The 13,049-nt window shown below is 43.6% G+C and carries 7 protein-coding genes, 7 tRNA genes and 3 rRNA genes; 16 read left to right on the top strand and 1 reads right to left on the bottom strand.

Annotation, left to right across the window (positions count from 1 at the left end):
- Window positions 1-41: 41 nt before the first annotated feature.
- The 13 genes from ACHCNF_RS10650 (at window position 42) to ACHCNF_RS10710 (ending at window position 8,395) form a co-directional block, all read left to right on the top strand.
- Entirely contained in the window at window positions 42-884 is an 843-nt protein-coding gene (locus ACHCNF_RS10650; RefSeq protein WP_408069780.1) for a fumarate hydratase, read from the top strand.
- Window positions 885-1,017: 133 nt separating this feature from the next.
- Window positions 1,018-1,569, top strand: coding sequence for a Fe-S-containing hydro-lyase (locus ACHCNF_RS10655; RefSeq protein ID WP_408069781.1), 552 nt, complete (start codon window positions 1,018-1,020; stop codon window positions 1,567-1,569).
- A gap of 104 nt (window positions 1,570-1,673) precedes the next feature.
- Window positions 1,674-1,761: transfer RNA gene (locus tag ACHCNF_RS10660), tRNA-Ser, on the top strand.
- A 437-nt stretch (window positions 1,762-2,198) separates the two neighbouring features.
- Window positions 2,199-3,743, top strand: a 16S ribosomal RNA gene (locus ACHCNF_RS10665).
- Between the two features lie 63 nt (window positions 3,744-3,806).
- Window positions 3,807-3,924: ribosomal RNA gene (gene rrf / locus ACHCNF_RS10670) — 5S ribosomal RNA — on the top strand.
- A 279-nt stretch (window positions 3,925-4,203) separates the two neighbouring features.
- A 23S ribosomal RNA gene (locus tag ACHCNF_RS10675) occupies window positions 4,204-7,062 on the top strand.
- Together the 16S, 23S and 5S rRNA genes with 7 tRNA genes alongside form the textbook arrangement of a ribosomal RNA operon.
- A gap of 91 nt (window positions 7,063-7,153) precedes the next feature.
- Window positions 7,154-7,227 (top strand) — tRNA-Asp (locus ACHCNF_RS10680).
- Window positions 7,228-7,259: 32 nt separating this feature from the next.
- Window positions 7,260-7,332: transfer RNA gene (locus ACHCNF_RS10685), tRNA-Val, on the top strand.
- 30 nt (window positions 7,333-7,362) lie between these two features.
- Window positions 7,363-7,435 (top strand) — tRNA-Thr (locus ACHCNF_RS10690).
- Between the two features lie 7 nt (window positions 7,436-7,442).
- Window positions 7,443-7,524, top strand: a tRNA-Tyr gene (locus tag ACHCNF_RS10695).
- Window positions 7,525-7,537: 13 nt separating this feature from the next.
- Window positions 7,538-7,611 (top strand) — tRNA-Met (locus tag ACHCNF_RS10700).
- 9 nt (window positions 7,612-7,620) lie between these two features.
- Window positions 7,621-7,693: transfer RNA gene (locus ACHCNF_RS10705), tRNA-Phe, on the top strand.
- 165 nt (window positions 7,694-7,858) lie between these two features.
- A complete protein-coding gene (locus ACHCNF_RS10710; protein WP_408069782.1) occupies window positions 7,859-8,395 on the top strand; it encodes an HD domain-containing protein in 537 nt (178 codons plus the stop codon).
- A gap of 95 nt (window positions 8,396-8,490) precedes the next feature.
- On the opposite strand, the gene pckA is transcribed toward ACHCNF_RS10710, so the two are convergent.
- A complete protein-coding gene (pckA, locus tag ACHCNF_RS10715; protein ID WP_408069783.1) occupies window positions 8,491-10,104 on the bottom strand; it encodes a phosphoenolpyruvate carboxykinase (ATP) in 1,614 nt (537 codons plus the stop codon).
- A gap of 400 nt (window positions 10,105-10,504) precedes the next feature.
- Here pckA and ACHCNF_RS10720 point away from each other — a divergent pair, with 400 nt between their 5' ends.
- The 3 genes from ACHCNF_RS10720 (at window position 10,505) to ACHCNF_RS10730 (ending at window position 13,042) form a co-directional block, all read left to right on the top strand.
- Window positions 10,505-11,956, top strand: a complete 1,452-nt coding sequence (locus tag ACHCNF_RS10720; protein WP_408069784.1) for an aminotransferase class I/II-fold pyridoxal phosphate-dependent enzyme — start codon at window positions 10,505-10,507, stop codon at window positions 11,954-11,956.
- Entirely contained in the window at window positions 11,940-12,533 is a 594-nt protein-coding gene (locus ACHCNF_RS10725) for a nucleoside/nucleotide kinase family protein (protein WP_408069785.1), read from the top strand. Before ACHCNF_RS10720 ends, ACHCNF_RS10725 begins: the two co-directional genes overlap by 17 nt.
- A 68-nt stretch (window positions 12,534-12,601) precedes the next feature.
- Complete coding sequence (locus tag ACHCNF_RS10730) at window positions 12,602-13,042, top strand: YaaR family protein (RefSeq protein WP_408069786.1); 441 nt, start codon at window positions 12,602-12,604, stop codon at window positions 13,040-13,042.
- The last annotated feature ends 7 nt before the right edge of the window (window positions 13,043-13,049 follow it).

Below are 13,049 nucleotides of genomic sequence, written 5' to 3' on the forward strand. Positions count from 1 at the left end.
GTGTTACAACATAACAGGAGAATGTCTTTTGGAGGAACAAATTGAGAAATATTGATGTATCGGAAATAACAAAAGCTGTCAAAGAACTATGTATAGATGCGAACTACAGACTGTCTCCTGATATGAAGGAGGCTATCACCAAAGGGAAGGCGAATGAAAAGTCTGAACTTGGTAAAAGTATATTTGCTCAGCTTGAGGAAAATCTTAAAATAGCTGATGAAGAGCAGATACCTATATGCCAGGATACTGGAATGGCTGTTTTTTTTGTTGATATAGGACAGGACGTTCATATAGAAGGTGGCTTAATAACAGATGCCATAAATGAAGGGGTAAGACAGGGCTATACAGATGGATATCTTAGAAAATCAGTTGTAAAAGACCCGCTTATCAGGGAAAACACAGGCGATAATACGCCTGCTGTTATACACTACAATATCGTAGAAGGTGACAAGATTGAGATAACCATCGCTCCTAAAGGTTTTGGTAGTGAAAACATGAGCAGAGTATTTATGCTCAAGCCTGCAGATGGGGCCGAGGGAGTTAAAAATGCCATTGTTCAGGCTGTTAAGGATGCCGGACCAAATGCCTGCCCTCCTATGGTAATAGGTGTTGGTATAGGTGGAACTTTTGAAAAGTGCGCTATTATGGCTAAAGAGGCTCTGACCAGAAAAGTTGGCGAACATTCTGAGATTCCATATGTAAAAGATATGGAGGAAGAAGTTTTGGACAGAATCAATAAAACCGGCATAGGGCCCGGGGGATTGGGGGGAGTCATTACAGCACTTGCTGTTAATATAAACACATATCCTACCCATATAGCGGGGCTTCCTGTGGCAGTTAACATATGTTGCCATGTAAACAGACATCGAAGTGTTGTAGTATAAGAATAGAAAACATACTATATATAGAAGAAATACATTTAAGGATAAAAAATACGGTTAAAATTCAAAAATGTTTTTAGTATGCTGTTTTAAAGATCTTATTTATCAGGCAACTAAAAAAGAGTAGGAAATACATATGGAAAGAAAAATAATAGTTCCTTTTGATACAGATACGGCAAAATCATTGAGAAGCGGGGATTTAGTATATTTATCCGGAACAATATATACTGCAAGGGATGCCGCACATAAGAGGATGAATGATTCAATTGACAGAGGTGATAATCTACCAATAGATATTGATGGAAATGTAATTTACTATATGGGACCTTCACCTTCCAGGGATGGACGACCTATTGGATCCGCCGGCCCTACAACCGCAAGCCGTATGGATAAGTATGCGCCCAGATTACTTGATATGGGATTAAGAGGAATGATTGGTAAAGGTCGAAGATCACAAGAAGTGATAGAGGCTATCATAAGAAATAATGCGGTATACTTTGCGGCAATAGGTGGTGCAGGTGCCCTTCTTTCTAAAGCTATAATAAAATCTGAAGTCATGGCGTATGATGATCTTGGAACGGAAGCTATACGCATGTTGGAGGTAAAAGATTTTCCGGCTATTGTGGTAATTGATAGTCTTGGAAATAATCTATATGATATGGCTATAAAAGAATATAATTGTGAATAAAAACAGTTGTTGACAATATCTCAGTGACTAGGTATAATAACTTTTGCGTTAATAAAGAAACAATTAACAGCAACCAAATACCGTTTGGTAGAGGTTTCAGGCATGGAGAAATACTCAAGTGGCTGAAGAGGCGCCCCTGCTAAGGGTGTAGACCGTTCACGCGGTGCGAGGGTTCAAATCCCTCTTTCTCCGTTCAAATTATTCCCCGACTAATAATCGGGGATTTTTTGTACCTAAAAGCATGGAAAGTATCATGATTTTAAATTTTTTATAAAAAGTAAAAAAATATAAAAAAAGTGATTGACACTTATCTATGCTGGTGATATATTTATATTCGCTCGCTGCGAGTGACAGACGACTGACCGGAAGGAATCAGCGCTTCACGAATTTGGAGCGAACGAAAAAAGTTCTTGACAAAAAGCTCACAACATGATATTCTGTCAGAGTTGCGGCTGACAAGCCAAGACAAAGCACATTGACAATGAAATAGTAATGCAACCCTGAAAATTCCAAAAAAGAATATTCAGAGAACAAAACAACCTAACTAAAGGTAAAACGGACAGAACAAAAGCCAAGCTTAAGTTCTGGTCAGACGAACGATCTTAAACGAAAAGTTTAAGATAACATTTAAACGTGAGAGTTCGATCCTGGCTCAGGATGAACGCTGGCGGCGTGCCTAACACATGCAAGTCGAACGGAGATTTGACGCTGATGAAGCTTCGGCAGAATCTTGTTAAATCTTAGTGGCGGACGGGTGAGTAACGCGTGGGCAACCTGCCTCGTACTGGGGGATAACAGTTGGAAACGACTGTTAATACCGCATAAGCGCACGGTACCGCATGGTACAGTGTGAAAAACTCCGGTGGTACGAGATGGGCCCGCGTCAGATTAGCCAGTTGGTGGGGTAACGGCCTACCAAAGCAACGATCTGTAGCCGGACTGAGAGGTCGGACGGCCACATTGGGACTGAGACACGGCCCAAACTCCTACGGGAGGCAGCAGTGGGGGATATTGCACAATGGGCGAAAGCCTGATGCAGCGACGCCGCGTGAGTGAAGAAGTATTTCGGTATGTAAAGCTCTATCAGCAGGGAAGAAAGACCCGCAAGGGAGATGACGGTACCTGACTAAGAAGCCCCGGCTAACTACGTGCCAGCAGCCGCGGTAATACGTAGGGGGCAAGCGTTATCCGGATTTACTGGGTGTAAAGGGAGCGCAGACGGTTATGCAAGTCTGAAGTGAAACCCCACGGCTCAACTGTGGGCTTGCTTTGGAAACTGTGTAACTAGAGTACTGGAGAGGTAAGCGGAATTCCTAGTGTAGCGGTGAAATGCGTAGATATTAGGAGGAACATCGGTGGCGAAGGCGGCTTACTGGACAGCAACTGACGTTGAGGCTCGAAGGCGTGGGGAGCAAACAGGATTAGATACCCTGGTAGTCCACGCGGTAAACGATGAATACTAGGTGTTGGGGGACACAGTCCTTCAGTGCCGACGCAAACGCATTAAGTATTCCACCTGGGGAGTACGTTCGCAAGAATGAAACTCAAAGGAATTGACGGGGACCCGCACAAGCGGTGGAGCATGTGGTTTAATTCGAAGCAACGCGAAGAACCTTACCAGATCTTGAGATCCAGATGAATACAGGGTAATGCCTGTAGGCCTTCGGGACATTTGAGACAGGTGGTGCATGGTTGTCGTCAGCTCGTGTCGTGAGATGTTGGGTTAAGTCCCGCAACGAGCGCAACCCTTGTCCATAGTAGCCAGCAGTAAGATGGGAACTCTATGGAGACTGCCAGGGATAACCTGGAGGAAGGTGGGGATGACGTCAAATCATCATGCCCCTTATGATCTGGGCGACACACGTGCTACAATGTCGTAACAGAGGGAAGCGAGCCCGCGAGGGGGAGCAAATCCCAAAAATAACGACCCAGTTCGGACTGTAGGCTGCAACCCGCCTGCACGAAGCTGGAATCGCTAGTAATCGCAGATCAGCATGCTGCGGTGAATACGTTCCCGGGTCTTGTACACACCGCCCGTCACACCATGGGAGTCGGAAATGCCCGAAGCCGGTGACCTAACCGTAAGGAAGGAGCCGTCGAAGGCAGGTCGGATGACTGGGGTGAAGTCGTAACAAGGTAGCCGTAGGAGAACCTGCGGCTGGATCACCTCCTTTCTAAGGAATAGGAAGAAGTAGGGAGTTGCATTACTGTTTTGTTGCCAGGTGCAGCAAAGAGATTCCGGTGGCGATGCGTTCTGGGGAAACACCCGTACCCATCCCGAACACGACGGTTAAGACCAGAGCGGCCGAAAGTACTATACTGGAGACGGTATGGGAGGATAGGTGGCTGCCGGATTTAAAAAGAAAAAGCTTTAACAGTGATGAGGAGATAGAAGCGATTCCGTTTCCTGATGACTGGTAAAACAGTCAGAGTTTGTACCTTGAAAACCGAATACTGAAGAAAACATTTTAATCAGAGAATCCGATTAAAAGACATCGAACGAATCTGCGAAAGCGAGATTCGAGATCCAGAAAACAACAATGTAGAAATACATAAAGAAGCATATATCGATAACGCTATATCAGATATATGCGGGAACGTGGTTATTAAATGGACCAAAAGTTCTATATAGCTGGTCAAGCTATGTAGGGCGCAGGGCGGATGCCTTGGCACTAAGAGCCGATGAAAGACGTGATAAGCTGCGAAAAGCTGCGGGGAGTGGCAAATACACTGAGAGCCGCAGATATCTGAATGGGGCAACCCGGCAGGAAAGACTCCTGTCACTGCATGCTGAATACATAGGCATGTGGAGGGAACCCGGTGAACTGAAACATCTAAGTAGCCGGAGGAAGAGAAAACAACCGTGATTCCGTAAGTAGCGGCGAGCGAACGCGGAAGAGCCCAAACCGGGTGCTTGCACCCGGGGTTCGGACTGAAAAATCGATGGAGGACGATAGCAGAAAGGTCCTGGAAAGACCTGCCAGAGAGGGTGAGAGCCCCGTAAGCGAAATTGTCCGAAGCGAGTCAGTATCCAGAGTAGGACGAGACACGTGGAACCTTGTCTGAATACGCGGGGACCACCCCGTAAGGCTAAATACTCCTTAGTGACCGATAGCGCATAGTACCGTGAGGGAAAGGTGAAAAGGACCCCGGGAGGGGAGTGAAAGAGAACCTGAAACCCTGTGCCTGCAAACTGCGAAAGCTCCTTATGAGAGTGATCGCGTACTTTTTGTAGAACGGTCCGGCGAGTTATGTTATGCGGCGAGGTTAAGGGCCTGAGGTCCGGAGCCGAAGGGAAACCAAGTGTGAACAGTGCGAAAGTCACATAACATAGACCCGAAACCGGGTGATCTATCCATGTGCAGGATGAAGCGGCCGTAAAAGGCTGTGGAGGTCCGAACTCACATCCGTTGAAAAGGGTGGAGATGACGTGTGGATAGGGGAGAAATTCCAATCGAACTCGGAGATAGCTGGTTCTCCCCGAAATAGCTTTAGGGCTAGCCCTGTATCATTCCTTTTGGAGGTAGAGCACTGAATATCCGCGGGGGCTTCACCGCTTACCAAAGATTATCAAACTCCGAATGCCAGTAAGGATAAGAACAGGAGTCAGACTGTACGAGATAAGTTGGACAGTCAAAAGGGAAAGAGCCCAGATCCACGGCTAAGGTCCCAAAGTGCGTGTTAAGTGGAAAAGGATGTGGGATTTCACAGACAGCTAGGATGTTGGCTCAGAAGCAGCCACACATTCAAAGAGTGCGTAATAGCTCACTAGCCGAGAGGTCCTGCGCCGAAAATTACCGGGGCTGAAACACGACACCGAAGCCTGGGGATCTTGAGTATCTACGGGTACTTAAGATCGGTAGGGGAGCATTCACAGGGGCGTCGAAGTCGTACCGAAAGGAGCGATGGAGCGCTGTGAAGAGAGAATGCCGGAATGAGTAGCGAGATGGAGGTGAGAATCCTCCAGGCCGAATATCCAAGGATTCCAGGGTAAAGCTGATCTGCCCTGGGGAAGTCGGGACCTAAGGCGAGGCCTGAAGGCGTAGTCGATGGACAGCAGGTTGATATTCCTGCACCTGATGATATCAGAAACTGTGGGGACGCAGGACGAAAGTGTGAGCCGGGAAAGGAAAACCCGGTCCCGCAAGGGGGAGCGAACTGAGAGTAGTGAAGCACATGGACGTACTGCCAAGAAAAGCCACTATTGCGTATCATCAGCCCGTACCGTAAACCGACACAGGTGGATGAGGAGAGGATCCTAAGGCCGGCGGGAGAAGCATTGTTAAGGAACTCGGCAAAATGTCCCCGTAACTTCGGGATAAGGGGAGCCTGCGAGAGCAGGCCGCAGAGAAGAGGCTCAAGCAACTGTTTAGCAAAAACACAGGTCTATGCGAAACCGAAAGGTGAGGTATATGGGCTGACGCCTGCCCGGTGCTGGAAGGTTAAGAGGAGAGGTTAGCGCAAGCGAAGCTTTGAATTTAAGCCCCAGTAAACGGCGGCCGTAACTATAACGGTCCTAAGGTAGCGAAATTCCTTGTCGGGTAAGTTCCGACCCGCACGAAAGGCGTAATGATTTGAGCACTGTCTCGGCAATGCACCCGGTGAAATTGAAGTACCAGTGAAGATGCTGGTTACCCGCGCCAGGACGGAAAGACCCCATGGAGCTTTACTCCAGGTTGATACTGGGATTCGGTACTGTATGTACAGGATAGGTGGGAGACTGAGAGGCTGTGACGTCAGTTGCAGCGGAGTCGCTGTTGGGATACCACCCTTATAGTACTGGGTTTCTAACCAAGGACCGTGAAACCGGTCCGGGGACAATGTCTGCCGGGGAGTTTGACTGGGGCGGTCGCCTCCGAAAGGGTATCGGAGGCGCTCAAAGGTTCCTTCAGAATGGACGGAAACCATTCGAAGAGTGCAAAGGCAGAAGGGAGCCTGACTGTGACACCGACGGGTGGAACAGATACGAAAGTAGGACTTAGTGATCCGGTGGCATGAAAGTGGGATTGCCATCGCTCAACGGATAAAAGCTACCCTGGGGATAACAGGCTTATCACTCCCAAGAGTTCACATCGACGGAGTGGTTTGGCACCTCGATGTCGGCTCATCGCATCCTGGGGCTGTAGCAGGTCCCAAGGGTTGGGCTGTTCGCCCATTAAAGCGGTACGCGAGCTGGGTTCAGAACGTCGTGAGACAGTTCGGTCCCTATCCGGCGCGGGCGTAGGATATCTGAGAGGAGCTGTCCTTAGTACGAGAGGACCGGGATGGACGGACCGCTGGTGTATCAGCTGCATCGCCAGATGCATAAGGCTGGGTAGCCAAGTCCGGAAGGGATAAACGCTGAAGGCATCTAAGCGTGAAGCCCCCCTCAAGATGAGATATCCCTGCTTTTAGCAGTAAGACCCCTTAGAGACTATGAGGTAGATAGGCACAAGGTGTAAGCACGGTAACGTGTTCAGCTGATGTGTACTAATAGGTCGAGGGCTTGTCCAATATGGATATAGAACAAAAAAATATGTTGACTTCCTGAATAAGATGTTGTAAAATCTTTAGTGTTCGGTTTTGAAGGTACAGACGAAGATCTGGCCCGGTGGCTCAGCTGGTTAGAGCGCCGCCCTGTCACGGCGGAGGTCAGGGGTTCGAACCCCCTTCGGGTCGTTCACAATCTAATATTTGGTTTTTAAGAAAATGGGGTCTTAGCTCAGCTGGGAGAGCATCTGCCTTACAAGCAGAGGGTCACAGGTTCGAGCCCTGTAGGCCCCACTATTTCTGAGATGATGTTCTCAGAAATAAGCCGATGTGGCTCAATTGGCAGAGCAGCTGATTTGTAATCAGCAGGTTAACGGTTCGAGTCCGCTCATCGGCTCTTATATGGATGGCTTCCCGAGTGGCCAAAGGGGACAGACTGTAAATCTGCTGCAAATTGCTTCGGTGGTTCGAATCCACCGCCATCCATTCAACTTAATATCGCGGGGTGGAGCAGTCTGGAAGCTCGTCGGGCTCATAACCCGAAGGTCATAGGTTCAAATCCTGTCCCCGCTACTCAAATTTGCCTAGATAGCTCAGTTGGTAGAGCAGAGGACTGAAAATCCTCGTGTCCTTGGTTCGATTCCGAGTCTAGGCATCTTTTTTATTAATTCTTTATATATTTTTCAATATAGAAGTTTTCCATGCATTTTAAATGATAATTTATTTCAACAGAGGCACTATTTAACTAAATATTTATTGATAATTTCATTATAAGATTTTAAAATGAATCTTGGATTTAGCAATAAGGCGGTATTTTATCATGACAAAAGAAGAAAGATTAGAGAGACATAAGAAGATCCACGAGATTCTAAGGAAACATGGACAGGAAATTCTTTTATCTCATTCATTTATAAAATCACATAGCTTCATTCAGCATGGTGACATGTCTGTATATGAACATAGTATAAATGTGGCTGAAAGAGCTATTAGAATAAACAGATTTCTACATGCTAAATGCGTAGAACGTGATCTGGTGCGTGGGGCATTATTACATGACTATTTTCTCTATGATTGGCATATAGATGGTAAAGAAAAGGGAAACATACATCCTAAGCTACATGGTTTTTATCACCCAGGAACAGCCCTTAAAAATGCATGTAGGGACTTTGTACTGACAGAGCGCGAAAAGGATATTATAAAGAAGCATATGTGGCCATTAACGATAATTCCACCGCTTTGTAGAGAGGCATGGGTGGTTACACTCGCTGATAAGTATTGCTCTGCAATGGAGACAATAGGGCTTCACAAAGCAAAAGTAAGAGTAAAGCAGATAGACATATCTGAAACTGATAACTAGTTTTATAGATGATTAGAAAACAAACTACATAATATTTATGCATAAAGAAAGGCTGTCAATTGTGACAGCCTTTCGATTTATTTATACAGAAATTATCAAAGCTTAGGGCCAGCAGCTACGAGAGCTTTACCAGCATCGTTACCTTCATATTTCTTGAAGTTCTTTGTGAATCTCTCAGCAAGATCCTTTGCCTTAGCTTCCCACTCAGAAGCATCTGCATATGTATCACGAGGATCAAGGATAGTAGGATCAACTCCGGGAAGAGATGTAGGAACTTCGAAATCGAAAATCGGAATCTTCTTTGTCTCAGCTTTATTTACATCACCATTGAGGATAGCATCGATGATTCCACGTGTATCTTTGATGGAGATACGCTTTCCAGTACCGTTCCAACCTGTGTTAACAAGGTAAGCCTTAGCACCAGATTTCTGCATCTTTTTAACAAGCTCTTCACCGTACTTTGTAGGATGAAGCTCAAGGAATGCCTGACCAAAGCAAGCTGAGAAAGTAGGTGTGGGTTCTGTGATACCACGCTCTGTTCCAGCAAGTTTAGCTGTGAATCCTGAAAGGAAGTAGTACTGTGTCTGCTCAGGTGTAAGAATAGATACAGGAGGAAGAACACCAAACGCATCTGCTGAAAGGAAGATAACGTTCTTAGCATCAGGACCTGCAGAAATCTTGTTAACCTTAGAAGCAATGTTTTCGATATGACTGATAGGATAAGAAACACGAGTATTCTCTGTAACGCTCTTATCATCGAAATCAATCTTACCATCAGCTGCTACAGTTACGTTCTCAAGAAGAGCATCTCTCTTGATTGCGTTGTAGATATCAGGCTCAGCATCTTTATCAAGGCCGATAACCTTTGCATAGCAACCACCTTCGAAGTTGAATACACCGTTGTCATCCCAACCGTGCTCATCGTCACCAATAAGAAGTCTCTTAGGATCTGTAGAAAGTGTTGTTTTACCTGTTCCTGAAAGACCAAAGAAGATTGCTGTATTTTTACCTTCCATATCTGTGTTTGCAGAGCAGTGCATGGAAGCCATGCCCTTAAGAGGAAGATAATAGTTCATCATTGAGAACATACCCTTCTTCATCTCTCCGCCGTACCATGTATTAATGATAACCTGCTCACGGCTTGTGATATTGAAAGCTACGCAAGTCTCAGAATTAAGACCAAGTTCCTTATAATTTTCTACCTTTGCCTTTGAAGCATTGTAAACTACAAAATCAGGCTTGAAATTAGCAAGCTCATCGTCGGAAGGCTGGATAAACATATTCTTAATAAAATGTGCCTGCCAAGCTACTTCTACGATGAAACGAACTGCCATACGTGAATCTTTGTTAGCGCCACAGAATGCATCAACAACGAAAAGTCTCTTATCGCAGAGCTCTTTCTTAGCGATTTCTTTAACTGTAGCCCATACATCCTCACTCATAGGATGATTGTCGTTCTTGTACTCGTCAGTTGTCCACCAAACTGTGTCCTTTGAATTTGAATCCATAACGATGTACTTATCCTTAGGAGAACGTCCTGTGTAAATACCTGTCATAACATTAACGGCACCAAGTTCAGTATCCTGACCTACTTCGTATCCTTCAAGACCAGCCTTTTTTTCTTCTTCATAGAGAAGCTCATAAGAAGGGTTGTGCACGATTTCAGTTGTGCCTGTAATGCCATACTGTGTTAAATTGATTTCTGCCATTGCTTTACTCCTTTTCTTTTTTCTATTGTGATAGCCTCGGCGTTTATACCTCGGCTAAACGCTCATACACTACATTATACAATATTTTGTTAGAAAAATAACACTTATAATAGAAAATTTACAAATACTTTAAAAATAAGAGAAAATCGGGGAATATATTAGAAAACTGTCCGGATATATGTAAAGAGTAAGGAAAATAGCATGTTATAATAAATAAAGAAAAAGTAGTGTGTAAAATATGCAGAAACGAAACATAAACGCAAGCAATATTGATATTAAAAGTCTTATTTGAAAATATTGAGTTTATAAAATTTTTATATTTACTCCATTGATTTGGTAGACAATATCAGACTAATTAGTTTGAGTTGGTATTGAATATAATATTATATTTTGAGGTCGTATGGGATCAATATTTGAAGAGCTAAAAAAATTAAAAGAAAATGATTTGTATCCGTTTCATATGCCTGGGCATAAAAGAAATAAAAATGCAACTGAAATGACAGGTTATATGGATATTGATATTACAGAAATTGATGGATATGACAACCTACATGATGCAGAAGGAATCATATTCGATGCTCAGGAACGGGCAAAAAGGTTATATGGAGCACAAGAAACTTTTTTCCTGGTAAACGGGAGTACGTCAGGAGTGCTTTCGGCAGTTTCTGCTGCTGTATCTGAAGGAGGAAAACTGCTTGCAGGGCGTAATTCTCACAAATCCTTGTATCATATTGCATATTTAAGGAGATTAGAGGTTCAATATCTTTTACCTGAAATAGTTAAAATTCCGGATGGTGGAATACTGCTTGGAAAAATTAATCCAAATGAAGTAGGAAAAGCACTTTCTGAAGATAAGAAAATTGAGGCAGTTTTTATTACTTCGCCCACATACGAAGGAATAGCATCCGATATTAGGACGATTGCAGATATATGTCATAGACACGGGAAAATTCTGATAGTAGATGCTGCTCATGGAGCACATTTTGGATTATATAAAGATATACCGGAAAATGCTGTGTCTCAGGGAGCTGATATAGTTATTCACAGTGTTCATAAAACACTTGCTTCAATGACGCAGACAGCACTTATCCATGTACAGGGAAATCTTGTGGATAAAAAAAGGCTTCGCAGATTTTTAAAAATATTTCAGTCAAGCAGTCCTTCATATGTACTGATGGCTTCAATTGATTCCTGTATAGCTGATATTGAGAAGAATAGTAAAAGAATTTTTTCAAAATTAATAAGATATAAAAATGATATTCTGGAAAAAACCGAATCCTGCAAAAATATTACTGTAGTTAATATGGATGTTATTCAGGACCCCTGCAAGGTAGTAGTCTATGCCAGGAACGGCGCTATCACAGGGCAGCAGTTATATGATATACTTCGATTAGAGTATGGGCTTCAGCCTGAGATGGCGGGAGATTTTTACTCGCTTATGATAATTACAGGCTATGATACAGAGGAAGGTATAAACAGGCTGATAACAGCGATTAAAGATATTGACCTGCAAATAGAAGGCAGAGAAAAAGTTCAGGTCATGAACAAATATAGCAAAAATGATATAAAAATTCCTGAATCAGCTTTCTTATTGTGTGAAGCCTGGGATGCCATGCAGGAAGAAATAGATATAAGTGCAGCATCAGGCAGAATAGCCGGAGAGTTCATAAATTTGTATCCTCCGGGAATACCGATCATAGCCCCCGGGGAAGTTTTTACAAAAGAAATAATCATGAATATTGGTAGATATATCAATGAAAAGATGAATATTCAGGGTGTAGATATATCTGAAAATGGAGCAAGAAAGGTAAAGGTTTTAAAAAGTACCGCAGAAGATGGGAAAAATATTTGAAATTATGGGCAGAAGCTCATGTGGAAAAGATACAGTTTATAACCGACTTTTGGAGAGAGCAAAGATTCCTCTGAATAAGGTTATTATATATACAACAAGGCCAATGCGTGAGAAGGAGCAAGACGGAGTTCAATATTATTTTTGCAGCATTGAGCGCTATGAGAAATTCAAAGCTGACCGTAGAATTATAGAAGAACGGACTTATAACACTATGTATGGTCCATGGCATTATTTTACCGTTGATGATGGCCAGATTGATTTGGATAAGGGCAATTACCTGATAATCGGGACAGTCGAAATGTTCGTGTCCATGCGTCAGTATTTTGGCGAGGAAAATGTTATCCCACTTATGATAAGCGCTACAGACGGTGCAATTATGCAAAGGGCCATGAAGCGTGAGCTAAAGCAGGAAGAGCCTAAGTATGATGAAATGTGCAGGCGTTTTTTAGCTGATAAGGCAGATTATTCTGATGAAAAGCTTGCAGAAGCAGGAATAACCAGAACTTTTGACAACGATGGGGCGCTTGAGGATTGTATCAGCGAGATTGAGAGCTATATCCAGAATATGATCAAATAAGAAATTTGAAAAAGGCTTGAATATGCAGTGGGCCGGCACGGTGATATATCGCTTTAGAGAGGTTTTTTATGGATATCAGAATTGACAATATTCAGCAAACCACACAGGTTCATGAGACGCAGCCTCAGCAGGATGTAAATGGTGATTTTAAGTTTACTCTGACCAGTAAGATAGAGGACTCATCACTTGCAGAGCGCTTAAACCTTATGATGCAGGATATTGTTCAGCAGGGAAAACAGATTTCGAAGAAGAACGATATCAGGGATATGCAGAGATACAGAATCCTAATAAAGGATTTTCTAAATGAGATAGTTACCAGGTCTCATGCATTTTCCAGAGAAAACTTTCTGGACAGAAGAGGACGACATAGAGTTTACGGTATTATACGACTTATAGATGAGAATCTTGATGAACTTGCAAGAGAGTTGGTAAAGGATGAAAAAGACAATATAAATATTCTGGCGAAGATAGGTCAGATAGAAGGACTTTTGCTGGATATTTTTACATAAAAGAATT

The sequence above is a fragment of the Butyrivibrio sp. NATIVEDY162 genome (genome assembly GCF_045999815.1).
Classification (GTDB): Bacteria; Bacillota; Clostridia; order Lachnospirales; family Lachnospiraceae; genus Butyrivibrio.